At 63.5% G+C, this 24,885-nt stretch carries 20 protein-coding genes; 14 read left to right on the top strand and 6 right to left on the bottom strand.

Annotated elements, in window-relative coordinates; translation table 11 throughout:
* The first annotated feature begins 191 nt into the window (after positions 1-191).
* The 5 genes from K309_RS0114000 to K309_RS0113980 all read left to right on the top strand — a co-directional run bounded on the left by K309_RS0114000 (position 192) and on the right by K309_RS0113980 (position 7,200).
* Positions 192-3,002 (top strand): TnsB C-terminal domain-containing protein, encoded by a 2,811-nt coding sequence (locus K309_RS0114000; protein ID WP_029047012.1) that lies wholly within the window; start codon positions 192-194, stop codon positions 3,000-3,002.
* Positions 3,002-4,090 carry a P-loop NTPase family protein gene (locus K309_RS0113995; RefSeq protein WP_029047011.1) on the top strand — a complete coding sequence of 363 codons (1,089 nt, stop codon included), beginning with the start codon at positions 3,002-3,004 and terminating at the stop codon, positions 4,088-4,090. The genes K309_RS0114000 and K309_RS0113995 overlap by 1 nt, the downstream gene beginning before the upstream one ends.
* Before the next feature lie 17 nt (positions 4,091-4,107).
* Positions 4,108-5,439 carry a TniQ family protein gene (locus tag K309_RS0113990; RefSeq protein WP_029047010.1) on the top strand — a complete coding sequence of 444 codons (1,332 nt, stop codon included), beginning with the start codon at positions 4,108-4,110 and terminating at the stop codon, positions 5,437-5,439.
* Between the two features lie 441 nt (positions 5,440-5,880).
* Positions 5,881-6,066 (top strand): hypothetical protein, encoded by a 186-nt coding sequence (locus tag K309_RS0113985; RefSeq protein WP_029047009.1) that lies wholly within the window; start codon positions 5,881-5,883, stop codon positions 6,064-6,066.
* A 246-nt stretch (positions 6,067-6,312) separates the two neighbouring features.
* Complete coding sequence (locus K309_RS0113980) at positions 6,313-7,200, top strand: EamA family transporter (RefSeq protein ID WP_029047008.1); 888 nt, start codon at positions 6,313-6,315, stop codon at positions 7,198-7,200.
* 18 nt (positions 7,201-7,218) lie between these two features.
* On the opposite strand, the gene K309_RS0113975 is transcribed toward K309_RS0113980, so the two are convergent.
* The 3 genes from K309_RS0113975 to K309_RS0113965 all read right to left on the bottom strand — a co-directional run bounded on the left by K309_RS0113975 (position 7,219) and on the right by K309_RS0113965 (position 10,525).
* On the bottom strand, positions 7,219-7,911 hold the full coding sequence (locus K309_RS0113975) for a GntR family transcriptional regulator (protein WP_029047007.1): 693 nt from the start codon (positions 7,909-7,911) through the stop codon (positions 7,219-7,221).
* A gap of 125 nt (positions 7,912-8,036) precedes the next feature.
* Positions 8,037-9,638, bottom strand: a complete 1,602-nt coding sequence (locus K309_RS0113970; protein WP_029047006.1) for an OpgD/OpgG family glucan biosynthesis protein — start codon at positions 9,636-9,638, stop codon at positions 8,037-8,039.
* A 131-nt stretch (positions 9,639-9,769) separates the two neighbouring features.
* Positions 9,770-10,525, bottom strand: coding sequence for a TerC family protein (locus K309_RS0113965; RefSeq protein ID WP_029047005.1), 756 nt, complete (start codon positions 10,523-10,525; stop codon positions 9,770-9,772).
* 183 nt (positions 10,526-10,708) lie between these two features.
* Here K309_RS0113965 and K309_RS0113960 point away from each other — a divergent pair, with 183 nt between their 5' ends.
* The 9 genes from K309_RS0113960 to K309_RS0113915 all read left to right on the top strand — a co-directional run bounded on the left by K309_RS0113960 (position 10,709) and on the right by K309_RS0113915 (position 22,534).
* Entirely contained in the window at positions 10,709-11,686 is a 978-nt protein-coding gene (locus K309_RS0113960; RefSeq protein ID WP_029047004.1) for a 2-dehydropantoate 2-reductase, read from the top strand.
* 287 nt (positions 11,687-11,973) lie between these two features.
* Complete coding sequence (locus K309_RS0113955) at positions 11,974-12,693, top strand: GntR family transcriptional regulator (RefSeq protein WP_029047003.1); 720 nt, start codon at positions 11,974-11,976, stop codon at positions 12,691-12,693.
* Between the two features lie 281 nt (positions 12,694-12,974).
* The gene (gene frc, locus K309_RS0113950; RefSeq protein WP_029047002.1) at positions 12,975-14,207 is read left to right on the top strand and encodes a formyl-CoA transferase; all 1,233 of its coding nucleotides are present in this window, start codon (positions 12,975-12,977) and stop codon (positions 14,205-14,207) included.
* Positions 14,208-14,431: 224 nt separating this feature from the next.
* The gene (locus tag K309_RS0113945; RefSeq protein ID WP_029047001.1) at positions 14,432-15,214 is read left to right on the top strand and encodes a fumarylacetoacetate hydrolase family protein; all 783 of its coding nucleotides are present in this window, start codon (positions 14,432-14,434) and stop codon (positions 15,212-15,214) included.
* Positions 15,215-15,258: 44 nt separating this feature from the next.
* On the top strand, positions 15,259-16,818 hold the full coding sequence (locus K309_RS0113940; protein WP_029047000.1) for a Re/Si-specific NAD(P)(+) transhydrogenase subunit alpha: 1,560 nt from the start codon (positions 15,259-15,261) through the stop codon (positions 16,816-16,818).
* Between the two features lie 40 nt (positions 16,819-16,858).
* Positions 16,859-18,256 carry a Re/Si-specific NAD(P)(+) transhydrogenase subunit beta gene (gene pntB, locus K309_RS0113935; RefSeq protein ID WP_029046999.1) on the top strand — a complete coding sequence of 466 codons (1,398 nt, stop codon included), beginning with the start codon at positions 16,859-16,861 and terminating at the stop codon, positions 18,254-18,256.
* A gap of 646 nt (positions 18,257-18,902) precedes the next feature.
* Positions 18,903-20,642 (top strand): oxalyl-CoA decarboxylase, encoded by a 1,740-nt coding sequence (gene oxc, locus K309_RS0113925; protein WP_029046998.1) that lies wholly within the window; start codon positions 18,903-18,905, stop codon positions 20,640-20,642.
* A 53-nt stretch (positions 20,643-20,695) separates the two neighbouring features.
* The gene (gene frc / locus K309_RS0113920) at positions 20,696-21,946 is read left to right on the top strand and encodes a formyl-CoA transferase (RefSeq protein ID WP_029046997.1); all 1,251 of its coding nucleotides are present in this window, start codon (positions 20,696-20,698) and stop codon (positions 21,944-21,946) included.
* A 150-nt stretch (positions 21,947-22,096) separates the two neighbouring features.
* On the top strand, positions 22,097-22,534 hold the full coding sequence (locus K309_RS0113915) for a PAS domain-containing protein (RefSeq protein WP_029046996.1): 438 nt from the start codon (positions 22,097-22,099) through the stop codon (positions 22,532-22,534).
* Between the two features lie 206 nt (positions 22,535-22,740).
* On the opposite strand, the gene K309_RS0113910 is transcribed toward K309_RS0113915, so the two are convergent.
* The 3 genes from K309_RS0113910 to K309_RS0113900 form a co-directional block, all read right to left on the bottom strand.
* Positions 22,741-23,364, bottom strand: coding sequence for a hypothetical protein (locus K309_RS0113910; protein WP_232232378.1), 624 nt, complete (start codon positions 23,362-23,364; stop codon positions 22,741-22,743).
* A gap of 96 nt (positions 23,365-23,460) precedes the next feature.
* Positions 23,461-23,766, bottom strand: coding sequence for an HAD family hydrolase (locus tag K309_RS0113905; protein WP_029046994.1), 306 nt, complete (start codon positions 23,764-23,766; stop codon positions 23,461-23,463).
* 120 nt (positions 23,767-23,886) lie between these two features.
* A complete protein-coding gene (locus K309_RS0113900; protein ID WP_029046993.1) occupies positions 23,887-24,828 on the bottom strand; it encodes a LysR family transcriptional regulator in 942 nt (313 codons plus the stop codon).
* Between the last annotated feature and the right edge of the window lie 57 nt (positions 24,829-24,885).

Genomic DNA, 24,885 nt, shown 5'->3' with positions numbered 1-24,885 from the left:
GTGAGCGGCGCGTCGGAGACGCACGCGGATGTTTACGGCCACGCTTCCAGCGTCTAGAACTACAACAGTTACAAGCTTTCCACGCAGCAACGGCAGACGTACTCGTCATGCAATGTCGGGCATGACAGGGCGGCCACCGGTGATCGCTGCCTGGGCGGACGGGTACGCCTCACCAGATGCAGGAGCAAGCCATGCTGGATGCGGATGCGCTAAGCCTGTTGCTGTCCAATCGGGCGATCCCTGCACCAGGGCGTACATTGCTCGCGGCTGTTCGGGAGCGCGATGCTTCGGGGCTGGCGCGGTCGATCACCGGGTGCATCGAGTACGTGAACAGCGAGAAGATGCAGGGGACCGTGGCGGTTCCGGGCCGCAAAGTAGGCGCTCCGTTGGCCGAGCTGCTCGAACTGGACGTGACTGTGCGGGAGTTTTATTTCCAGCCCTGGGAAATCGAGATTGCTGTGCGATCGGATGCTCGCCCCAACGGAGCGATGCGCTTGCTCCATCGTCCCCAGCTCTTGCTCGTAAAGAAGGACGGCATTGTGGTGCAGGACTGGAAGGACGAAGGATTCCTGTTTCGGCAAAGCCAGAATTCAACGAACTACTACAAGGACAGTGAGTCCCCGTATCACTGGCACTGGCGGCCCGGTGAATCAAAATATGAGGCGCTGGGGTTCAGATATGAGATGCACAGTCTCGTTGAGATTCCGCTCGTTCTGGTCGGCAACATGCGGGATTTGCAGCGATACGCTGGCCTGGCGGCGATGGAGGGGGATCTCAAGCGCCAGATTCGCGGCGTGATAGAACGGGAGGTCGTGCTGACGCTGAGGCAACTGCGAGAACTCTATCAATTCGATGCCGATACGATTCGGCTAGCCATTGCACAGCGCATTCTCTGGTGCGACCTCGTGCATTGCCGCCTGGATGGTGACGACACTTTCCGGGTTTTTCGAGATCCTGTGGCGATGGCAATTTGCAGTGTTGCCGACACCGTTCGGGATAGCTTGCCGCTTCCGCGGCGCGGCAACGTCATTCCTGGCGCGCTCATCCAGTTTAATGGCGAAAGCCATTGGGTCGACTGTATTGATGGCGAGTCGGTTCGGCTGCGGGGGCCGGGTGACACGGTGAGGGTGTTGCCACTTGAAGTGGTCGCACATGCTTGTTTGCCGCCCGCGATCGCCGCGGCGGATGGCTCGATTCAACCGGCCCTTCGCGAGCAACTGGCGTTGCTGCCGCCGACGTTGCTGGACCAAGGGATCGAAAGGCTGAGCGCCGTCCGTGAGGGTCGCGAGATCCGTTCCAAACGACAGATGGCACGATACCGTGCCATCGTCGCGTCGAGCGATACGGACATGGAAGCTGCCATCCGGCTGGCAGGGGACGTCCGAAAGCGTGGGAATCGATCCCCTCGCTTGCCTGAAGAGGCCGAACTTCTCGCCATGAAAATGATCCGCCGCGTCTATCACCGGTCGCCCAATGTCACAGCGCGTGGTTGTTACGTGCGATACAAGGGGGTAGCGTTGCGGCTGCACCGGGTGCCGATGAGCTATCCCACCTTCCTGTGCCGCGTGCACGATCATCGGGATCTCACGCGGAAACATGGGGCGCGGGCGGCGCTGGCCATGAAACCAATTGCGACAAGTCTAGATCCTGGTCTGTCGCCCCACGGACTCTTGCCGCACCAGTGTGTTCACATTGATCACACACCGGCAGATGCGGAAACTGTCGCACCGACGACTGGCGTCCGACTTGGACGACCCCTAATCACGCTGGCGCAGGATGCCTGCACCAAACGCGCGCGCGCGCTGTACTTATCCTACGGCAGCGCATCTGCAGAATGTGTATTGATGGTACTGCGTGACTACGTCCGGCGCTGGGGGCAGGTACCGCAAAGAGTCATTGTGGACGGTGGAATCAACTTGCGAGCTGCTGCAGTCAAGCGGTTCGCCAAGTTGCATGGCATCACGATCTGCAAGCGCGCCAAGCAAAACCCGCGTCAAGGCGCGCCGATTGAGACGCGCAATCGATCGCGCGAGTGGGAGGTGGATCGGCTTTTGGCCGGATGCACGTCTCATCTGAAAGAGGCGCGCGCCTACAACGGGTATCCCTCACCGAAAGAGGTGGCGGAGGAAACGCTATGGAGTCTTTATCGTCGATACGAAGCGTATTTTTTTACGATCAAGGACGCCAAAGACGTACATCCGGTACTCGGGATGACTCCGAAAGCCTTCGAGCAAAACCTTGAGCGTGAGTGCGGGGCGCAACCATTTCGTCGGGTTAAGTTTGACGAACATTTGCTGATCCTCACGTCACCCTTTGCATCGCATCCTAAGCATGTCGTTGACCAACGTCGGGGGGTGTGGGTCGACTACCGATGGTACTGGCATGACGCGTTTGCCGATGCCAAACAACACGAAACCGCTTTGGTGAGGGTTGAGCCGTTCAATGCCGACGTGGTCTATGTGGAATACAACAATCAGATCCTCGTGGCCATTGCACGCGACCTGAGTCCCGTGCCGAACCGCACGCGCTTCCAGGTGGAACAAGCCCTGCGGCAAATGCGAAAAGAGGCGGGAGCGGCGGCGCAACGTTCCCGATTCGAGTATCACGAAGAGCGCGATGTGATGTCGCTCGAGGCTCGTCATTTCGATCCCTGCATCACGTGGCAACAGCAAGAGATGCTTCGCCTATACAGCGCACTGGCCATGGCAGCGCGGATCGACTGGCCTTCGCATACCGTGCAGCGCCCCGAAGCTTTGGACGTGGCAATGCCGAACATCCTGTCGGACGCGCAGCGCGCTCCCGATGCGGTGGAGGATGCCGGCCAGGATGCCTGCGGGGCGCACGATACCTCGGCTGCCCCAACCGCACGTGCTCCAACTGCCTCCACTGGGCCAACGGCGCCCAAGCCGAAGGGCAAGCCCATAGTGGCATGGCCCGCGCAGGCCGAGGAGCACCTGGCACTGCGGTCCGTCGACCTGAAGTTAATCAAGGGGATGGCGTGATGGAAGGCAGGAAGGGGGGCGTTAAGGAAACCGATCAGGAAGTCGAGTGCCGGCCGTTGGTCGAACTGGCCCCGCATGAACGATATACGTTATCGAATTACGATAAAGTAAAAAAATTCAAATACCTGAGCCTGTCACATCCGCTGCTGATCAATGTCATGGACAGCATGACTCACTATCTATGTCCGCACAATGGCGTGCCAATCATCGTGTTGGCGGGCGTGTCCGGCGTGGGAAAGTCCTGGTTGTTGGAGGAAATACTGCCGGGCGTGGTGGCTCAAAAGGATTACCGTAAGCCGGGCGGAATCATTTATGTCGAGGCGCCGGCCATTGGTGAGCAGAGGATGATGCTCAAGGCCTTTTATACCTTGATACTGCGTGCAGGATATGAACCGTTGATTGACAAGAAAGTTGGGATGATCGTCAAGAGCGGTCGGCTGTTACTCGAGCGCAATAGTCGCGGCCCGACGGCGAGGGTGTTGTTCGAGTCAATCAAGAGCATGTTTCAGTGTCGGCAACATCTCGCGCTCGCCATTGACGAGGTCCTGCACCTATTGAGATTCCACGAGATGGAACCGATGATGGATATGCTCAAATCCTTGGCGCGAGACGATTGCCCAAAGTTGATTGTGGTGGGGGACTTCAATGTGACGGAGCGCGCCAGATCCTATGAGCAATATGTGCGACGCGGGCGAACGATTTTCTTTCCACGTTACGATCACGCGATGGCGGAATTGAAGTTGGCAGGGGAGCGCAAGCATAGACAAGACATGGTCCTGGCGCAGTATCTGTCGATACTGTCTAAGATCAAGGCCCATTGGCCGTGGCCGGATTGCATGGATGTGGACCACTATTGTCCGGAGTTATTGTGGCATAGCCTCGGCAACATGGGCTTGCTCAAGCAAATCATGGCCAGTTGTCTGGTGAAGCAAAACGACAATGGGGGCGAGTGGGACAATGGGTTCTTGAAACGGAGCTATCTTCCTGCACTCCAGCGTGCCAGCCTGGTGGCAGCGTTCGAAAAAAATGAGACCGAGATGGCGAAATTCGACTGCCTCGGAGAGCCGGCGGAATTCCCTACGCAATAGATGTGAGTGAGGCTAGCATGAAAGACGGCAAATGTAGTGTGCTGTACGCCGTGCCATGGATTGGGTCAGGCACGTTGTTTAGCGAATCGCTATGCAGTTATTTTTATCGCTTGGCATACTTGCACCGCGTCGCACCGTCCACGCTGTACCGCGCCTACGTCGTTCCCCGCCTCAGAGACTTGGGGATGGGCACGCATGTTTGCTATCAGATCCAGGACGGCATGGGCTTGTCAGCCGATAGTGTGGTGCTGCGCTGCCTGACGGATGCGCTGGTGGAATTGACGGGGGTCGAAGCCATCCGACACGGGAGTTTGCAAGGACTGGCCGCATTGGTTGGGCATAGCGGGCTTGCGCAATTGAAGCGACGCTATTGCCCGACGTGCTTCGCGGAGCCCCGGCTCGGTTGGTATGGGCAGGCCCTCTGGGAGTTCCAGGCGGTCAAGGCATGTCCCCTCCATGACGTGCGCCTGGTGAATGAGGTGTGCAGCGATCCCACGGTGCGGCTCGCGCCGAGCCAGCGACCGCAGCTATACGGCGTTTGTCGCCAATGCGGCAGTATCGGGATGGCTTGCGGGGCGCATATACCCATTAAGGCGGACCGTACAGAAATTTGGGTCGCACGCGAGGTGGGTGACTTGGTGGCTTATGTCTCGGGTGGCGGCCAGCTATCTCGCGAGCGACTGGAGGCTGGCCTGGCCGGCTGCATCGGTCGATTCCGCTCCCGGACCGCACTCGCGCGGCGTTTGCACTGTTCGAGCGCAGCATTGGTCGTGGGCGCGCGCGGCCGGCCGAGTCTCTCCGTGCTGCTGGCGGTGGCCGCCCACTGCGAGGTGAGCCTCCTGAGCCTATTTCGGGGGGAGCCGTTGCCGTCAAGTACCCCGTTGCATTCCTTTTCCTTGCCGGATCGTGTTGAACCCGCTTGGCGAAGCGACGACCTGTTGGAGGGGAAGCTCGAGCGCCTAGCCGAAAAATACCGCGCGCTGGACATCTGCGTCGAATCAGGCGCAGCAGTGTGCCGCAAGTTGGGCGTCAATCGCCGATTTCTTGCACGGCGTTGTCCGCAACTGTGGGCCCAGATTGTCACGGCCTACCGAAATCACATGGCCGCTGAATTGGAACGTTCCGTCGAATTGAAGAGGGTGCGCCTGCTCGCCGCCATCGAGACCCTGAGCTGCCAGCGTGAGGATTTTACAGCGAATGCGATCCTACGGACCGCAGGGATAGATGGTTGGCAGATATTCGAAATGAGAAAAGTGCTACGTAGCCTGCTGTGTGTGTTGGGCGAGAGGGGCCGGTATGACGGGGTGGCAAGCCAAGCGGGACGGAGTGGCGCATCAGCGCGCGCCTGAACGCGCCGGCTCACTGACCCTCAGCGGCGAGGGCACCCTCGGTCATCCATTTGATCAGCGGCCCGACTCTGACAGCGGTAGCGCTTTAAGCCGTGTGCCCGACTTGCCTTGGCCAGCGATGGTGTCCCGCGGCCAAGTACGCCGCGCAAAACTAGAGGAAACCCTCTAGTTTTTGGGGGCGATGTCTCCACGGACCTTGCAAGCGAATCGTGCACATTTGAGACTGGTTCATAACATCTTATAGAGAAAGTGACCGATAAGCGTAATGCGGCATTTCTTTCCTGAAATCATAACGCGGCATTTCAGCCATGAATTGCCTAACTTCCCATTTGTACCGTTGCTTTCCCGCATACGTACTATCACCTAATGCTGCAACGCGACAATTCCTTTGCTACAATTCGGGAAAACCCCATAAGGGTAACCCCTGAAAGGAAGGAAGCCATGAACACCCAATCCGATATCAAGCTGACCGATCAACTGGAACGTGACCTCATCGAGCATGAGCTGGGCAAGCAAAGCCTGGGCTTCGTGCAAGACGCCAAGCGCGCCATCGCCGCAGTGCAGGAAGTCATCGCCCGCCTGCAGTCGCAAGCCCGCAAGGCCAAGGTGGTCTACGCCAACGGCTAAGCAGTTACCAGCGGTATTGCAGTACCTGCGGCCCTTGGTGGCTGCGTTGTAGAACCGGCCAGACGCGCGCCCGCCACGGGCAAGACGCGGCCGGTTTTGTTTTGCCTGCTCGTTTGCCCCATCGGCGGGTCACGTGCAGGTCGATATGCCTTGTGAGCAACTTTGACAAGGCTTGCCAGACCTTTTCGTTTTGTCGCGGCGACGCCGGAGGCTATCTTGGATGCCTTCGCAGAACCTTCCGCGACCATGCCGCCGCTTGTCCTCATTTGCCTGCTGATCACTTACGTGGTCTGGGGCACGACCTATCTGGCGATCCGCTTTACGCTGGAGAGCTTTCCGCCGCTGTTCATGACAGGTACGCGCTTTCTCTGCGCGGGCCTGCTGTTGACCGCCTGGCTGGCGTGGCGCGGCACGCCCATGCCGCAGTGGCGGCTGCTGCGCAACTGTGCGGTGCCGGCGCTGTTCCTGCTGGTAGGCGGCATGGGATTGACCGCGATTGCCGAGCAGACCATCTCGTCGGGCGCGACCACGGTCATGATCGGCTCGATGCCGATCTTTGCGCTGATCTGGGCAGCCTGCTTCGGCCAGCGGCCAAAGTGGTATGAATATGTGGCGATTACAATCGGCAGCGCGGGCATCCTGGTGCTGACCGCCGGGGCCGAATTCCGCGTCAGCACGGGTGGCGTGGTGGCGCTGATGCTGGCGGTGGCGAGCTGGTCGTTCGGCTCGCAGCTGGTGCGGCGCCTCGAGCTGCCACAGGGCGGGGCGGCCTTCGCCATGGAGATGCTGATCGGCGGGGTGGTGCTGATGGTGCTGTCGGCGCTGCGGCAGGAGCCGTGGCCGGCGTCGCTGTCGTCGATCAGCGAGCAGGCCGGCTGGGCCTGGGTCTACCTGGTGGTGGCGGGTTCGCTGGTGGCGTTCTCCGCCTATATGTACCTGGTGGCGACGGTCAGCCAGACGCTGTCGACGAGCTATGTCTACGTCAATCCGCCGGTGGCGCTGGCGATGGGTGCGTGGCTGGGCGGGGAGCAGATCGCACCGCAGACGCTATACGCGGTGGTGTTGATCCTGCTTGCCCTGGCTGTGCTGAGCGTCGGCACGCTGCGTACGGCGCGGGCGCAGGCGGCTGCCTGAGCGCCCTGGCCCGGAGGCTTAGCTGCCGGACTGCTCCTGGATCCATAGCGACAGCCTCACCTTGTAGGCCTGCTGGATATGGCGCCGCGCGATCTGCTCGGCCTGCGCCGGATCACGTTTTTCCAGCGCTTCGACCAGGGCGGTGTGCTCTTCATAGGAGCTGCGCGCGCGTCCGGGCACCGCCAGCGTGGTGCGTCCCAGCAACGCCATTGATTCGTGCAGCGACCGCAGGTTTTTCAGCAGGTAGCGGTTGTGGGCGCAGCGGTGGAGGGTTTCGTGGAACAGCCGGTTGTTCTGCGCCAGGCGGTCGGGATCGTCGGCGAACGCCAGGTCGCGCTCGACGATATCGCGCAGCAGCGAAATCTCCACATCGGTGGCATGGCGCGCGGCCAGGGCCGCGGCGGTGCCTTCCAGCACCTCGCGCATCACATACAGCTCGCTGACCATGCTGGCGTCGAGCTGGGTCACCATCATGCCCCGGTTGGGCTCGTTGACCACCAGGCCTTCCGACTCCAGCCGCGACAGCGCTTCGCGCACCGGCGTGCGCGACAACCCCAGCGATTCCGCCAGTTCCACTTCGCGCAGCCGGGTGCCGGGAGATAGCTGACCCGCCTGGATGGCGGCGCGCAGTTGCTGGTAGGCGCGCTCCGAGCGCGGGAGCGATGCAGCCTGGCCGCCGTCGGCGGCACCGGCAAACTCTTGAGAAATCATGTGAGGCTGACTGGTGCGGTTTGACTGTCGTAGCCAGCCATCATACCCGCTCAAGCGCGCCTGACATCACGGCGTCGCAATATCCTGCAAAGCGGCGCCGGCTGCCGGCTGCGCCCGGGGCAGGGTTATGCCTGCGGAGGGTGGTACTGGTACAGCCACGTCTCGGACAGCGGCTTGCCGTCCAGGCGCAGGAACAGGCGGATGTCGACCGGCCCCTTGCCGTCGGTGGCCAGGTCGAACTGGGCGCGCCAGTGGCCGGGCACGTTGTTGGGCACGGCTTCGGTGAAGACATAGGAGAAGGTGCCGCGCGAAGCGGTCAGCACCGCTTCGGGCTTGACGCCGAACGGCAGTTTTTCCAGCGGCGCGCCCTTGAACTCGACCATGAACTTGCGCACTCCCTTGGGCCGCGGCTGCCCGGGCTGGCCGCCGTTGCCCAGGCGCGTGGCCACGCAGCGCGCCAGCGGCGACGGGTTCGGTTCGTCGGCCTGCCAGTGCAGGCGATAGCGCAGGCGGTAGGTGGCGCCGGCCTTGGCGGGAGCCTTGGGGACCCACATGGCGACGATGTTGTCGTGGATCTCGTCGTCGGTGCGCAGCTCGACCAGTTGCACGGCACCGGCGCCCCAGCCGTCGCGCGGCTCGACCCACAGGCTCGGGCGCCGTTCGTAGTTGACGCCGTCCTGGTAGTGGTCGAACAGGCGGTCGCGCTGCAGCAGGCCGAACCCCTTGGGGTTGTCGTCGGAGAATGCCGATGCCGTGGTCTGGGGCGGGTTGTTGAGCGGGCGCCAGATATGCTCGCCGGCGCCGTTCCAGATGGCCAGGCCGTCGGAGTCATGGACTTCCGGACGCCAGTCGGCGATTCCCTTGATGCTTTCCGAGAACCAGTACATCGAGGTCAGCGGTGCCAGTCCCAGCCGCGCCACGTCCTTGCGCAGGAACAGCGCGCATTCCACATCCATGATCACGGCCTTGGCGCGCTGCATCACGAAGCGGTAGGCGCCAGAGATGCTGGGGCCGTCTAGCAGGGCGTAGACCGTGACGGTATCGCCGTTGCCTTCCGGGGTCTCGAACCAGAAATGGGTGAACGCCGGGAATTCCTCGGGCTTTCCGGCTTCGGCCACGTCGATGGCGATGCCGCGCGCCGACAGCCCGTACTGGTACAGGTCGCCGATGGCGCGGAAGTAGGAGGCGCCCAGGAAGGCGACCCAGTCGTTCTTGCGCCAGTCGCGCGTCTTCTGGTCGCCGAGGCGGCTTTCCTGGAAACGGAAGCCGGCGAAGCCGCTGCCCGGCGGCAACTTATGCGCGGGGCTGTCGGCGGGCATGTCGAAATAGGCATCGTCATAGACGATCTCGCGGGCGCGGCCGGCGCCGTCCTTGCCGCGCTCGATCACATGCATGCGCACCGGGGTGCGGAAGTAGGTCCCGAGGTGGAAGAAGGTGACCGGGAACTGGCCCGGACCCTTGGCAAACAGTGCATCGTCGGTGCGGAACCGGATCTTGCCATGGGCATCGTAGTCGATGCGCGACAGCACGTCGGCAGGCGGCGAGGGCGGGGGCACATAGGGCTTGGCAGCGAGCGCGCGCGCGCGCTCGATCAGGGCGTCGAAGCCGAAGGGCCGGGCTTCGCCAAGCTTGATCCGGCTGGCTGCCAGCACCGATGGGGTAATGCCCAGCGCGGCCAGGGCGGCGGAGGCGGTGGCGGAGACCAGCAGGGTTCGGCGGTTCATCATGTGGCGAAAGCGTCCTTTCCTTGTCCATGGGTTGAGCAGAACTCTAAGAGACGGCGTTTCCCGGGAAAAGTTCGGACACCGTCTGTTACAGCCCGCGGCGGCACATGTGTCACATTCTGCCGCCGCTGCGCTCAATGCGCCTCGCCGCGCGTGCGACGCGCGTGGCGCCGCTGCCGCGCCAGCATGTTCAGCCCTTCCACCGCGGCCGAGAACGCCATCGCCGTATAGATATAGCCCTTCGGCACATGAGTGCCGAGCCCTTCGGCGATCAGCGTCATGCCGATCATCATCAGGAAGGCCAGCGCCAGCATCACGATGGTCGGGTTGCGGTTGATGAAGTTGGCCAGCGGCGTGGCGGCGAACAGCATCGCCATCACCGCGGCGATCACCGCGACGAACATGATCTGGACATGCTCGGTCATGCCGACCGCCGTGATGATGCTGTCGATCGAAAACACCAGGTCGAGCACCAGGATCTGGCCGATCGCGGCGGCAAAGCTGTGCGCCACCTTGCCGGTGCCATTGTCTTCGCCTTCCTCGCCCGCGGTGACGTGGTGATGGATCTCGCGGGTCGCCTTCCACACCAGGAAGGCGCCGCCGGCGATGAGGATCATGTCGCGCCACGACAGCCCCTGGCCAAGGATTGTGAAGACCGGCTCGGTCAGCTTGACGATGATGGCGATGGTGGCCAGCAGGCCGAGACGCATCAGCAGCGCCAGGGTGATGCCGACCTTGCGCGCCTTCTCGCGCATCTCTGCGGGCAGCTTGTTGGTCAGGATCGAAATGAAGATGAGGTTATCGATCCCCAGCACGATTTCCATGGCCACCAGCGTGGCGAGCGCCGCCCAGGCGGCGGGGTCCTGCAGCAATGCCAGCGACGATTCCATCAGTGGGCTCCGGTGTCAGTAAGCAACCGGCGCCCGGGCATCGTTCCAGGCGCACGAAGCTTCATGTTAGCGCAGCGCCGCTTGCCTGAATGTGTCCGCAAAGATAAAGGTTGTTTTGCGTCTTAGTGGAATATAGTATGTGATATATCAAAAGATCCAATCGAGCCATCAAGGAGACAGCAAATGAAAGTGTGTATCTACGGCGCAGGTGCCATCGGCGGCTATGTCGGGGCGCAGCTGGCACGCGCGGGAGCCGATGTCAGCTTCGTCGCGCGCGGCCCGCACCTGGCGGCGATGCAGGAACACGGGGTCCGGCTGCTGATCGACGGCGAGGAGCGTGCGGCGCGGGTGCGTTGCACCAGCGATCCGCGCGAGCTGGGGCCGCAGGACTACGTCTTCATTACGCTGAAGGCGCATTCGGTGCCGGGCGTGGTAGACCTGATCCAGCCGCTGCTGGGTCCGGAGACCGCGATCGTGACCGGCGTCAATGGCATTCCTTACTGGTATTTCCACAAGCACGGCGGCGAGCTGGCGGGGTCGACGCTGGAAAGCGTCGACCCGGGCGGCCGGCAATGGCGTGGCTTCGGGCCGGAGCGCGCAATCGGCTGCGTGGTCTATCCTGCTGCCGAAATCGTCGCGCCCGGCGTGATCAAGCATGTGTATGGCAAGAAATTTCCGCTGGGCGAGCCGGATGGCAGCCGTTCAACCCGCGTGACCCGGCTCAGCGAGCTGATGATGGCGGCTGACCTGGAGGCGCCGGTGCGCGACAACATCCGCGACGAAATCTGGCTGAAGCTGTGGGGCAACCTTTGCTTTAACCCGATCAGCGCGCTGACCCATGCCACGCTCGACGTCATTACCTCGGATCCTGCCACGCGCGCACTATCGCGCCAGATGATGGTGGAGGCGCAGGGCATTGCCGAGCGCTTCGGGGTCAAGTTCCGCGTCGACGTCGAGCGGCGCATCGACGGCGCGGGAGCGGTGGGAGCGCACAAGACTTCAATGTTGCAGGACCTGGAGGCGGGGCGCGCCATGGAAATCGACCCGCTGCTCACGGTGGTGCAGGAAATGGGCCGGTTGGTCGGGCAACCGACGCCGATGTGTGACGCCGTGCTGGGTTTGATCAAGCAGCGTGACTCGATGGCCAAGCTCGCCGCGTAGCCGCCGGCGGGAGTGGATGGCGGGCGGGAGAGGGCAAGGGTTTTGGCCCTCCCGCCGCGAGAGGGCCGCCTCAATGTTGCGCCTGCCCCGCTTTTGGGCAAGAAATGGCAAGACGATTGTGATATACCATATACGATAGACCGCGCACGCTGACGGTGCCGATGCATGACCGCGACGTATTGCTTGATGCATTTTCGTAATGAGTCGAGCGTTTTGCTAAGCTGTGCGGAAATGTGGCGGGCAGCCATTCCGGCCGCCGCGCCACCGGTCTCACACGAGCCTATTCCATGTCTGCGCAACCACAATCCATTGTCCAGCCCAACGGGCTGACCTTGTCCGTGCAACCGATCAACGCGGGCGCCAGCCTGCGCGACCAGGCCTATGCCATGCTGCGGCAGGCCATCGCCGACGCCGATATCTACCAGTCGCACGACGAAATCCGACTCGACGAAAGGGTGCTGAGCGAAGCCATGGGCGTCAGCCGCACGCCGATCCGCGAAGCCATGACGCTGCTGGAGCAGGAAGGCTTCCTGCGCACCGTGCCGCGCCGCGGCATCTACATCATGCGCAAGACCAAGCGCGAGATCGTAGAGATGATCCAGATGTGGGCGGCGCTGGAGAGCATGGCGGCGCGCCTTGCCACGCAGAATGCCACCGACCAGGAAATCGCCCAGCTGCGCCGCATGTTCGACAGCTTCCGCGATTCCACGCCGGCGGAACATATCGAGGAGTATTCCGACGCCAATATCGCGTTCCACCAGGCGATCGTGCAGTTGTCCAGGTCGCAGATCATCATGGACACGATCCGCAATATCTTTATCCATGTGCGCGCGATCCGGAAGATGACGATCTCGCAGAGCGACCGCGCGGCAAGGTCGATCGTGGATCACCTGCGCATCATCGAAGCGCTGGAGAAGCGCGATACCGAACTGGCCGAGCGGCTGGTGCGTCAGCACTCGCTGGACCTGGCGGACTACGTGGAGAAGCACTGCGATTTCCTCGACTGAGGTGAGCATTGCAGGGCAAAACGGCGGACTTCGGTCCGCCGTTTTTGTTACGTGCCGGCGTCGATGCATTTCGCCAGATGGTATGTGATATATCAATGTGAGAATCAAGCGCTGGTGACTGCGACATCCTCTGTATCAAGTGTCTCTTTCTCCGCATATGCTGCGCCGCATCGTCGATATTTCTGTTGCACTTGCCAAACTCCACTTGCTCTCTTCTGATATATCACATACCGTATGTCATCAGGAGCGACAAAATCAGCGGTTAAAAGGAGACTTTCGCAATGGAAACCAAGGCACTGCAAGGTGTTCGCATCCTGGACATGACCCACGTCCAGGCAGGCCCCTCGGCCACGCAGTTGATGGCGTGGCTGGGTGCGGACGTGATCAAGGTGGAGATGCCCGGCCGCGGCGACATTACCCGCAGCCAGCTGCGCGACGTGCCCAACGCCGACAGCCTGTACTTCACCATGCTCAACTCCAACAAGCGCAGCCTGACGCTGAACATGAAGACGCCTGAAGGCAAGGCGCTGCTCGAAGACCTGGTACAGCGCTGTGACGTGCTGATCGAGAACTTCGGGCCCGGCGTGCTCGCGCGCGCCGGCTTCGACTGGGAGCACCTGCAGGACCTGAACCCGCGGCTGGTCTATGCCTCGATCAAGGGCTTCGGCCCGGGGCCGTATGCCGACTGCAAGGCGTACGAGAACGTGGCGCAGTGCATGGGCGGCTCCGCCTCGACCACCGGCGATGCCGAAGGCGTGCCGACCGTGACCGGCGCGCAGATCGGCGACTCGGGCACTGGCATCCATTGCGTGGTCGGCATCCTGGCCGCGCTGCTGCACCGCGAGCACACCGGCCGCGGCCAGCGCGTGGAGGTGGCGATGCAGGATGCGGTACTGAATCTGTGCCGCGTCAAGCTGCGCGACCAGCAGCGCCTGGACAACGGCCCGCTGCGCGAATATCCCAACCAGGAGTTCGGCGACCACGTGCCGCGCGCAGGCAATGCCTCTGGTGGCGGCCAGCCAGGCGCTGCGCTGCGCTGCGCGCCGGGCGGCCCCAACGACTACGTCTACGTCATCATCCAGCCCCAGGGCTGGGAGCCGCTGATGCGCCTGTGCGGCCGCGAGGACCTGATCACCAACCCGGACTACGCCACGCCGGAAGCGCGCCTCAAGCACCTCGCCGATTGCTTTGCCGTGATCGAGAAATGGACCAGCAAGGTCAGCAAGTTCGATGTGATGGCCGCGCTCAACGAGGTGGATGTGCCGTGCGGCCCGATCCTGTCGATGAAAGACCTGATCGAGGACCAGTCGCTGTACCAGCGCGGCTACCTGGTCGAGCTGGAGCATCCGCAGCGCGGCAACTACGTGCAGCTGGGCTGCCCGATCACGATGTCGGCATCGCCGGTGCAGGTGGAGCGCTCGCCGCTGCTGGGCGAGCATACCGACGAGATCCTCGAATGGCTGGGCCGCACGCCAGCGCAGATCTCGGCGATGAAGCTGGCCGGGGCGGTATGAGGCGCGCGCAACGGCGCGTTGTGGTGCGTTGTGGTGGTGCGTTACGGTGCGTTAGCGAGCCTTAGCATGCGCTAGGGCGCTGTACTGCGCGTACTGTCGTCGTTCCCGCGAAGGCGGGAACGACGCGCCAACGTTCCACTGCCTTCCACGCTTTTCCTTCCTGACATCCTGCAACTGACATTGACGCAGGCAGGCCCGCCTTTGCCTGCGCAAGGAGCATTGCCGTGCAAACCTGGATACGCTTTCGCCGCGCCGACGGCAGCATCGGCCATGGCCGCCTCGATGGCCCTGACCAGAATCGCGTGGTCGAATACGACCGCGACGGCTTCAACCATCCCGAGCCCACGGGCGCCGTGCATGAGCGCGCCGCGCTGGCGCTGGTCGCGCCCTGCGAGCCCGGCAAGGTGGTGGCGCTGTGGAACAACTTCCACGCGCTCGCGCGCAAGCTGGAGAAGCCGGTGCCGACGCACCCGCTGTTCCTGATCAAGCCGGCATCGTCGCTGGCCGGCCCCAACGACGCCGTGCAGCGCCCCAAGAGCTACGACGGCAAGATCGTCTACGAGGGCGAGCTCGGCATCGTCATCGGCAAGAAGGCACGCAATGTGTCGGTAGCGGAGGCTGGCGCCCATATCTTCGGCTACACCATCGTCAACGACGTGACCGCGGCCGAGCTGATCACCGCCGATCCCAATTTCCCGCAATGGACGCGTGCCAAGGGCTTCGACACCTTCGGCTGCATCGGCCCGGCCATCGTCACCGGCTTTGACTGGCGCGGCGCCAGCGTGGTGACACGGCTCGACGGCGTGGAGCGGCAGAACTACCCGCTGTCGGACATGATCTTCTCGCCGGAAGAGCAGGTCAGCCGTATTTCGCAGGATCTGACGCTGATGCCCGGTGACGTGATTGCCGTCGGCACCTCGCTGGGCGTGGGGTCGATGAAGGACGGCGCCGTGGTGGAGGTGTCGATCGCGGGCATCGGCTCGCTGGTCAACCACGTGCGCGGCTGAGCGCGACTCATGCCGACCCAACCCAACTCGATACGGTGAATGCCATGCCAATGACGATCGGTGTGCCCCGCGAGGTCCACCCGGGCGAGCGGCGCGTTGCCGCCACCCCGGACTCGGTCAAGGAACTGCTCAAGCTCGGCTACCAGGTCGCGGTAGAGACCGGCGCGGGCCAGGAGGCGTCGTTCTCCGACGATGACTACCGCGCCGCCGGCGCCGCCATCGTCGATGCGGCGAGCCTGTGGGCTTCGGTCGACGTGGTGGTCAAGGTGCGCCCGCCGCAGGTCCACCCCAGCCTGGGCGTGGAAGAGGCGGCGCTGCTGAAGAAGCATGCCACGCTGATCGGCTTTGTCTGGCCGGCGCAGCAGATGCCGATGCTGGAGCGGCTGGCGCAGCGCGGCGCGACGGTGCTGGCGATGGACTGCGTGCCGCGCATCTCGCGCGCGCAGAAGCTGGATGCGCTCAGCTCCATGGCCAACATGGCGGGCTACCGCGCGGTGATCGAAGCCGCGCATGCCTTCGGCCGGCCCTTTGCCGGCCAGATCACCGCCGCGGGCAAGATCCCGCCGGCGCGCGTGCTGGTGATCGGCGCGGGCGTGGCGGGGCTGGCGGCGATCAGCGCTGCGCGCAGCCTGGGCGCGGTGGTGCGCGCCTTCGATACACGGCCGGTGGTGCGCCAGCAGATCGAGAGCCTGGGCGCCGAGTTCCTGACCGTCGAGATCGAAGAGGACGGCAGCGGCAGCGGCGGCTATGCCAAGGAGATGAGTCCCGCCTTCATCGAGGCGGAAATGCGCCTCTTCGCCGAGCAGGCGCGCGAGGTGGACATCATCATCACCACCGCGCTGATCCCGGGCAAGCCGGCGCCGAAGCTGCTGGAAGCCGGGACCGTCGGGCTCATGCGCTCTGGCAGCGTGGTGGTGGACCTTGCCGCCGAGCAGGGCGGCAACTGCGTGCTGACCGTGCCTGGCGAAAGCGTGCGCCGCGATGGCGTGACCATCATTGGCTATACCGACCTGCCCAGCCGCATGGCGGCGCAGTCGAGCCAGCTCTACGCCACCAATATCCGCCACCTGCTGACCGAGCTGACGCCGGGCAAGGATGGCCAGCTCGTGGTCAACATGGACGACGAGATGATCCGCGGCGCCACGGTGCAGCACCAGGGCGCGGTGACCTGGCCGCCGCCGCCGCTGACGGTGGCGATACCGCAGCAGCAGGCGCCGGCCGCGGCGCCGGTGGAGGCGGTCGCGGCCCCGCCGCGCAACCGCACCGGCGTGACGCTGGCCGCGCTGGCGCTTGCGGCAATTGCCCTGCTCGCCCTCGGGGCGGTGGCGCCGCCTGCGTTCATGGCGCACTTCACCGTGTTCGTGCTGGCGATCTTCGTCGGCTACCAGGTGGTGTGGAACGTCACCGCCGCGCTGCACACGCCGCTGATGAGCGTGACCAATGCCATCAGCGGGATCATCGTGGTGGGGGCGCTGGTGCAGCTGGGCAAGCCGTCGCTGCTGACTGCGGTGATCGCGGGTTGCGCGGTGCTGGTTGCGACCATCAACATCGCCGGCGGCTTCCTGGTCACGCAGCGCATGCTGAAGATGTTCCAGCGCGACTGAACACAAGGCCGAAGTACAAAAGGGCTAAGGAGACCGAGCCATGCCTTCCGGAATCAGCAATATCGCTTACCTTGGCGCCAGCGCGCTGTTCATCCTCAGCCTGAGCGGGCTGAGCCATCCCGCCACCGCCAGGCGCGGCAACCTGTTCGGCATCGCCGGCATGGTGATCGCGGTGGTGACCACCGTGCTGGCCGGAACGCCCGACGGCGTTCCCATCATCATCGGCGCGATGCTGGTGGGCGGCATCGCCGGCGCGGTGCTGGCCAGGCGCGTGGAGATGACGCAGATGCCGCAGCTGGTGGCGGTGCTGCACAGCTTCGTCGGCCTGGCCGCGGTGCTGGTCGGCTACGCCAACTATCTGGAGCCGACCACGCTGGCGGGCGCGGAGAAGGTGATCCATGAGGTCGAGACCTACCTTGGCATCCTGATCGGCGCGGTCACCTTCACCGGGTCGATCATCGCCTTCCTCAAGCTGCAGGGCACCATGGGCGGCAAGCCGATGCTGCTGCCGGGGCGCCACGTGCTCAACGCCGGCGCGCTGGTGGTGTGCGTGTGGCTGGGCTATGCCTTCCTCAGCGCGCCCGACCCGCAGTTGGGGCTGGTGCCGCTGGCCGCGATGACGGTGATCGCGCTGCTGGTCGGCGCCCACCTGGTGCTGGCAATCGGCGGCGCCGACATGCCGGTGGTGGTGTCGATGCTGAACAGCTACTCCGGCTGGGCGGCCGCGGCGACCGGCTTCATGCTGGGCAACGACCTGCTGATCATCACCGGCGCGCTGGTGGGGTCGAGCGGCGCCATTCTCAGCTACATCATGTGCAAGGCAATGAACCGCAAGTTCCTGTCAGTGATCCTGGGCGGCTTCGGCGCGGTGCAGGCGCAGGGTGCGGCGGCCGAGCAGGGCGAGGTGCTGCCGGTGTCGAGCGAGGAAGTCAGCAGCCTGCTCAAGGATGCCAACGAGGTCATCATCGTGCCGGGCTATGGCATGGCGGTGGCGCAGGCCCAGGGCACCATCAGCGAGATCGCGCGGCGGCTGCGCGCGCAGGGGGTCAATGTCCGCTTCGGCATCCACCCGGTGGCTGGACGCTTGCCGGGGCACATGAACGTGCTGCTTGCCGAGGCGAGGGTGCCGTACGACATCGTGCTGGAAATGGAGGAGATCAACGACGACTTCGAGAAGGCCGACGTGGTGCTGGTGGTCGGCGCCAACGACATCGTCAACCCAGGTGCGCTGGAAGACCCCGCCAGTCCGATTGCCGGCATGCCGGTGCTGGAGGTGTGGAAGGCCAGGACCGTGGTGGTGTCCAAGCGCAGCATGGCGGCGGGCTACGCGGGAGTCGACAACCCGCTGTTCTACAAGGACAACACGCGGATGTGGTTTGGCGATGCCAAGGGCAGTGTCGATGCATTGCTGCGGCAGCTGGAGGAAACGCCGGCGTAGGGGTTTTCCATGGGGGGCGGGATGCCACAGGGGGGGCGCTACGGCGTCCCACACCCCAATTCATGCCAGTTCCGCGACATATAAATGGTCATGAATAGATACGATAAAAAACTTTAAGCCAAGGCTATTTAAGCTTCAGTTAGCATCAATCCACGGATTCATGTGCCGCAACGCCAGGCGCCAGGTCTTGGACCAGTTGAGGACCTTGCAAGGCATTTCAGATCGCATCAAAGTGCCTCAAAAATTGGTATGTGATATATCTTGAGCCGGGATTCAAAGTGCAACTAGCGTTGCGAATGGACTCCTGCATCTGTGCCAAGGGGGAATGAAAGGCACGGATTAAGGAGTTGCGCCGATTTGACCGTAGATAGACGGTAGTTTGCTGCAGTGCACTGACGAAAGTTCGTCGCAGAGTAGGAAAATAGCTTGCCGTTCTCTGATATATCACATACCGTATGTCATCAGACCGGTCGAATGAACCGGCAGAGGTTGAAGCAAAGGGGGCAGCCCCTGCGCACCACGAACACGAGTCCAACGAGGAGACCAAGCATGTCCGAAGTCGTAGCGAAGCGGGCCCAGAGCACCACCGCGGAAGCCTGAAACAGAAGAATTCCAACCCAGTCAATTTGCATAGAAGGAAGCAACCATGGCAGAAGTCGGAAACGAGCTGCAGCGTCACACCGCGGAAGAGCATCAGGCACAAACCGATGGTTTTCATCTGGTCATCGACGCGCTCAAGCTGAACGGCATCGAAAACATCTACGGCCTGCCCGGCATTCCGGTCACCGATCTGGCGCGTCTGGCGCAGGCCAACGGCATGCGCGTCATCAGCTTCCGTCACGAGCAGAACGCAGGCAACGCCGCAGCGATTGCCGGCTTTCTCACGCAAAAGCCGGGCGTTTGCCTGACCGTGTCTGCGCCCGGTTTCCTGAACGGGCTGACGGCGCTGGCGCATGCGACCACCAACTGCTTCCCGATGATCCTGATCAGCGGCTCGAGCGAGCGCGAGATCGTCGATTTGCAGCAGGGTGACTACGAAGAGATGGACCAGCTGGCCATCGCCCGTCCGCACGCCAAGGCTGCCTTCCGCGTGCTGCACGCTGAAGACATTGGTGTCGGTATCGCGCGTGCGATTCGTGCCGCCGTGTCGGGCCGTCCGGGCGGCGTGTACCTGGACCTGCCGGCCAAGCTGCTGGGCCAGTCGATGGAGGCCGAGAAGGGCCGCAAGTCGTTGATCAAGGTGGTGGATCCGGCCCCGCGCCAACTGCCCGCACCGGACTCGGTCGACCGTGCCGTCGCGCTGCTGAAGGGCGCCAGGCGCCCGCTGATCCTGCTGGGCAAGGGTGCCGCTTATGCACGCGCCGAGGCGGATATCCGCACGCTGGTCGAGAAGACGGGCATTCCGTACCTGCCGATGTCGATGGCCAAGGGCCTGCTGCCCGATACGCACCCGCAATCGGCCTCGGCCGCGCGCTCGTATGTGCTGGCTGAAGCCGACGTGGTACTGCTGGTCGGCGCACGGCTGAACTGGCTGCTGTCGCACGGCAAGGGCAAGACCTGGGGCAAGCCGAAGCAATTCATCCAGATCGACATCGCGGCGACCGAGATGGACAGCAACGTCGCCATCGCCGCGCCGGTAGTGGGTGACATCGGATCGTGCGTGTCGGCAATCCTCGACAAGGTCGGCAACGACTTTGCCAAGCCGGGCGCCGACTGGCTGAACGCGGTGGCCGACCGCAGGGACACGAACCTGGCGAAGATGGCCGAGACCCTGGCCAAGGCCAGGGATGCGTCGCCGATGAACTTCCACGGCGCGCTGGGCGTGCTGAAGGAGGTCGTCAAGGCCAATCCGGGCATCTCGTTTGTCAACGAAGGCGCCAACACGCTGGACTACGCCCGTGCCGTGATCGACATGTACGAGCCGCGCAAGCGCCTGGACGTGGGTACCTGGGGCGTGATGGGCGTGGGCATGGGCTACGCGGTCGCCGCGGCGGTCGAGACCAGCAAGCCGGTGCTGGCGCTGTGCGGTGACAGTGCATTCGGTTTCTCGGGCATGGAAGTCGAGACGATCTGCCGTTACAACCTGCCGGTCTGCATCGTCATTTTCAACAACAACGGCGTCTACAAGGGCATCGACGTGAATCCGACCGGCGGCAAGGATCCGGCGGTCACGACGTTCGTCCCGGGAGCGCGCTACGACAAGATGATGGAAGCGTTCGGCGGCGTCGGTCACAACGTCACCACGCCGGCGGAACTCGAAGCCGCGGTGAACGAAGCCCTGCGGTCGGGCAAGCCCACGCTGGTCAATGCCGTCATCGACCCGGCTGCCGGCACCGAAAGCGGCCGCCTGACCAACCTGAATCCGCAAAGCTCGGCCAAGAAGTAATTCGCCCGAATTTCACCCGAACTTCACCCCTCTGATCCAATAGGAGAACGAAAGTGAACCTCCCACTCAACGGCATCAAGATCATCGACTTCACGCACGTCCAGGCCGGCCCCGCGTGCACGCAGCTGCTGGCATGGTTCGGCGCCGACGTGATCAAGGTCGAGCGCCCCGGTTCCGGCGACGTGACGCGCACGCAGCTGCGCGACATCCCGGATGTCGACGCGCTGTACTTCACCATGCTCAACAGCAACAAGCGTTCGCTCACGCTGGACACCAAGAAGCCGGAAGGCAAGAAGATCCTGGAGCAGCTGATCCGCGAATCGGACGTGCTGGTCGAGAACTTCGGGCCGGGCGCGCTGGACCGCATGGGCTTCTCGTGGGAACGCATCAACGAGCTGAATCCGAAGATGATCGTGGCTTCGGTCAAGGGCTTCAGCGACGGCCACCACTACGAAGACCTGAAGGTCTATGAGAACGTGGCGCAGTGCGCGGGCGGCGCGGCGTCGACCACGGGCTTCTGGGATGGCCCGCCGACGGTGTCCGCCGCGGCGCTGGGCGACTCCAACACCGGCATGCACCTCGCCATCGGCATCCTGACCGCGCTGATCGGCCGCGACAAGACCGGCAAAGGCCAGAAGGTGGCCGTGTCGATGCAGGACGCCGTGCTGAACCTGTGCCGCGTCAAGCTGCGCGACCAGCAGCGCCTGGACCGCCTGGGCTTCCTGGAAGAGTATCCGCAGTACCCGCATGGCAGCTTCAGCGACGTGGTGCCGCGCGGCGGCAACGCGGGCGGCGGCGGCCAGCCGGGCTGGGTGCTGAAGTGCAAGGGCTGGGAGACCGATCCCAACGCCTACATCTACTTCACCATCCAGGGCCATGCCTGGGAGCCGATCTGCAAGGCGCTGGGCAAGCCGGAATGGATCGACGATCCCAACTACGCCACCGCCAAGGCACGCCAGCCGCATATCTTCGATATCTTCAACACCATCGAGGAATGGCTTGCCGACAAGACCAAGTACGAAGCGGTGGACATCCTGCGCAAGCATGACATCCCGTGCTCGCCGGTGCTGTCGATGAAGGAGATCGCCGCCGATCCGTCGCTGCGCGCCAGCGGCAGCATCACCGAGGTGCCGCACAAGGAGCGCGGTTCTTACCTGACGGTGGGCAGCCCGATCAAGTTCTCCGACCTCAAGCCGGAAATCACGGGTTCGCCGCTGCTGGGCGAGCATAGCGAGGAAGTACTGGCCGGCCTGGGCTACGGCGCGGACGACATCAAGCGCCTGCGCGAGTCCCAGGTGATCTGACGCCGCCTGCCCGGCACATGTGCCGGGGCGTACGCCGGGGCCGCGCCAGTTGCGCCGCCCCGGCGTTTTTGCTTGCAGCGTGGACCCGTGCCGCGCTACCTTGGTGGCAACATACCCCAACCGGCAATGACCGACAGAAAGGGAATCTCCATGCCAGAACCCATCGACTACGCGCAACTGGTGTCCGCCATCGGCGACGCCATCATCATCTCCGACGCCAAGGGCGCCATCACGCTGTGGAATCCCGCCGCCGAGCGCATGTTCGGCTACACCCAGGCCGAGGCCATGGGCCAGTCGCTCGACCTGATCATTCCGGAACGGCTGCGCGGGCGCCATTGGGAGGGCTATGACAAGACCATGGCCACCGGCATCACGCGCTACGGCCATGACCTGCTCAAGGTGCCCGCGGTCGACAAGGACGGCAAGGGCCTGTCGATCGCCTTTACCGTGGCGCTGCTCAAGGATGACGCGGGCGCCATCACCGGTATCGTCGCCGTGATTCGCGACGAGACCGTGCGCTTCCAGGAAGAGCGTGCGCTGAAGAAGCGGCTGGTCGAACTGGAGAGCCAGGTCAAGGAACAGGCCTGATATCGCTGCGCCCCGGGTGGCCGGCTTGCCGGCCGCCGCTGGTTCTCTTCTTCCAGCCTTTCAGGAACTGCTGGTTGCCCAGCGGTGCGCCGCGCCGAGGATGGCTTCGGACGCCGAGCACCGCGTAAGTTCTGCAATCGGTGCCCGGCTCCTTGCAGGCTGCCCCGCACGGGCATGGCGCAATGAACCTTGCGCGCGCTGCAGGTTCACTGCTTGCGCGCCGCGTGCCGCACCAGCAGCGACCCCAGCGGCAGGGCCAGCCCGAAAGCCAGGTAGACCAGCGCCAGCATGCGCGGCGACAGGCGCCGCTCGAAGCCGGGCGTCAGGCGGTGCGGCGTACACTTCAGGTCCACCAGGCAGGCCAGGGCTGCCACGCCAAGGCCGCCAAGCGCCAGGGTGCCCGCGGCGCCGCGTGCATGATGCCGTGCCACCGCGGTTTCATAGAACACGGCCCAGAACACCGACATCGCATGATGGATGACGTAGCCCAGCATGGTATGCCGGACCGAAGGCCGGTTGGCATGCATGGCGCGTTCGCCCCAGATCCAGTGGCTGACCGCATTGACCGCCGCGAACGCGCTGCCGCAATCAATGGTGCCGCCACGGGCGAGCATGCCGGTGGAGACCACGCTGGCGCAGGTCCCGGAAATCGCGGCGCGGCGCAGGATGGTCGACGCATCCGTCGGATGGTACTGCCCGGCGCGGGCGGCTTCATCGGCCGGCATGTCTGTGCGGCATTGGTGGCGAGCGGGTTCCATGTGGTGGCAGGGGCGCGGCGCATGCCCGCGCCGGCTGCTGCGGAAGCGCCGCAGGCGCGGCGACACTGTCATGGCAAGCTAGTTTCATGCCGTGTCGGACAGGCAGTACGCGCCGGAATTAAAAAGGCGAGGCCGCCACTGCGCCTCGCCTGTAACCGATCGGACCGCTCAGTTCAGATGGCCGACCGCGCGCAGGTACTCGTTCTTCTTCTCGAAGATCAGCCCGCTGAGGAAGGCCGCATCATAGGCGGCGAGCAGGTGGGCGTGGTGCTCTTCGATATAGCGGGCGACACGGGCCTTTTCGCACTCGATGCCGCACAGCCATTCGTACATGTCGGCGTCCCAGCGGAAACGCAGGCCCAGTTCGATAAAGGCGGCGTTATAGGCCGCGAGCTGCGTCTCGCGTGGGATGGGCTGGTTGTCGGTGCCGACCGTGATGGCTGCGGGGCGGCTGTCAGTCTGGACCTGGTTCATGGCTTGTCTCCTCGATGCGCTGTAGCGGTGGGGTTGAGACAAGCATAGGGACGGCGAACGATTTACGATAATTAAAGTTTCGCCGTCAAACCATAATCAATCATTTATGGATTGCCAAGGCTAGGCTTCCAGGCGAATCAGTCCTTCCACACCCGTGATCCGCTGGATCAGTCCGGCGCCTTCCTCCATCAGGAACTGCTTGAATGCCAGCGCCACCGGCGGCAGCCGTTTGTTCTTGCGATGCACGACGTACCAGTTGAGCATCACCGGAAAGCCCTCGATATCGAGCACGGCCAGCTTCCCCGCCTGCAATTCGAGCCCGACCGTGTGTGCCGACAGGAATGCGATGCCCATGTTGGCAATCACCGCCTGCTTGATGGTCTCCGTGCTCTTGATCTCCATTGCGATGCGCAGGTTGGAAAGCCGCCCGGCAAAGCCTTCCTGCATCGAATTCCACGTATCAGACCCCTTTTCGCGCGAAACGAAGGCCTCGTCGGCCAATGCCGAAAGCGGGATGTTGCGCTTGCCGACCAGCGGATGGCTGGGTGCCGCAACGATGACGTAAGGGTGGGGCGCGAAGGCTTCGTTGATGGTGTCCATGCCTTCCGGCGGACGCACCATCACCGCCAGGTCGGTCAGGTTGCCGGCCAGCTGGTGCAGCAATTCCTCGCGATTGTGCACTGCAAGGTTCAGCGTCACGCCTTCATGGCGCTCCATGAATTCCGCCAGCAGCCGCGGAAAGAAATAGTCGCCGGCGCTGATCACCGCTACGTTCAGGCGTCCGCCGGAGATGCCCTTGAGTTGCGACATGGCGTCCTCGGCCTCGCGGAACTGCTGGATGATGCTGCGGCTGTAGTGCAGCATCTCGTGCCCGGCCGGGGTCAGGTAGATCTTCTTGCCGAGCTGCTCGAACAGCGGCAGGCCGACATGGTGCTCCAGCTGCCGGACCTGGGTCGACACGGCCGGCTGCGTCAGGTGCAGCTCCTCGGCAGCCCGTGAAAAGCTCATATGGCGGGCGACGGTTTCAAAGACCTTCAGTTGCCGCAGCGTGGCGTTCCTCATTCAATCGTTCCGTGCAATATATAAACGGTCATCAATACAAACGATAAAAAACTTTAT

This window comes from Cupriavidus phytohabitans (assembly GCF_000426345.1).
GTDB lineage: Bacteria > Pseudomonadota > Gammaproteobacteria > Burkholderiales > Burkholderiaceae > Cupriavidus.
Note: the sequence above shows the minus strand (reverse complement) of the source record. Positions and strands in the feature narration are given on the sequence as shown.

What these genes read in the sequence shown, in the direction of transcription:
- K309_RS0114000 (WP_029047012.1), top strand. Translation starts at nt 192, where the DNA reads ATGCTGGATGCGGATGCGCTAAGCCTGTTGCTGTCCAATCGGGCGATC.
- K309_RS0113995 (WP_029047011.1), top strand. Translation starts at nt 3,002, where the DNA reads ATGGAAGGCAGGAAGGGGGGCGTTAAGGAAACCGATCAGGAAGTCGAG.
- K309_RS0113990 (WP_029047010.1), top strand. Translation starts at nt 4,108, where the DNA reads ATGAAAGACGGCAAATGTAGTGTGCTGTACGCCGTGCCATGGATTGGG.
- K309_RS0113985 (WP_029047009.1), top strand. Translation starts at nt 5,881, where the DNA reads ATGAACACCCAATCCGATATCAAGCTGACCGATCAACTGGAACGTGAC.
- K309_RS0113980 (WP_029047008.1), top strand. Translation starts at nt 6,313, where the DNA reads ATGCCGCCGCTTGTCCTCATTTGCCTGCTGATCACTTACGTGGTCTGG.
- K309_RS0113975 (WP_029047007.1), bottom strand. Translation starts at nt 7,911, where the DNA reads ATGATTTCTCAAGAGTTTGCCGGTGCCGCCGACGGCGGCCAGGCTGCA.
- K309_RS0113970 (WP_029047006.1), bottom strand. Translation starts at nt 9,638, where the DNA reads ATGATGAACCGCCGAACCCTGCTGGTCTCCGCCACCGCCTCCGCCGCC.
- K309_RS0113965 (WP_029047005.1), bottom strand. Translation starts at nt 10,525, where the DNA reads ATGGAATCGTCGCTGGCATTGCTGCAGGACCCCGCCGCCTGGGCGGCG.
- K309_RS0113960 (WP_029047004.1), top strand. Translation starts at nt 10,709, where the DNA reads ATGAAAGTGTGTATCTACGGCGCAGGTGCCATCGGCGGCTATGTCGGG.
- K309_RS0113955 (WP_029047003.1), top strand. Translation starts at nt 11,974, where the DNA reads ATGTCTGCGCAACCACAATCCATTGTCCAGCCCAACGGGCTGACCTTG.
- frc (WP_029047002.1), top strand. Translation starts at nt 12,975, where the DNA reads ATGGAAACCAAGGCACTGCAAGGTGTTCGCATCCTGGACATGACCCAC.
- K309_RS0113940 (WP_029047000.1), top strand. Translation starts at nt 15,259, where the DNA reads ATGCCAATGACGATCGGTGTGCCCCGCGAGGTCCACCCGGGCGAGCGG.
- pntB (WP_029046999.1), top strand. Translation starts at nt 16,859, where the DNA reads ATGCCTTCCGGAATCAGCAATATCGCTTACCTTGGCGCCAGCGCGCTG.
- oxc (WP_029046998.1), top strand. Translation starts at nt 18,903, where the DNA reads ATGGCAGAAGTCGGAAACGAGCTGCAGCGTCACACCGCGGAAGAGCAT.
- K309_RS0113915 (WP_029046996.1), top strand. Translation starts at nt 22,097, where the DNA reads ATGCCAGAACCCATCGACTACGCGCAACTGGTGTCCGCCATCGGCGAC.
- K309_RS0113910 (WP_232232378.1), bottom strand. Translation starts at nt 23,364, where the DNA reads ATGACAGTGTCGCCGCGCCTGCGGCGCTTCCGCAGCAGCCGGCGCGGG.
- K309_RS0113905 (WP_029046994.1), bottom strand. Translation starts at nt 23,766, where the DNA reads ATGAACCAGGTCCAGACTGACAGCCGCCCCGCAGCCATCACGGTCGGC.
- K309_RS0113900 (WP_029046993.1), bottom strand. Translation starts at nt 24,828, where the DNA reads ATGAGGAACGCCACGCTGCGGCAACTGAAGGTCTTTGAAACCGTCGCC.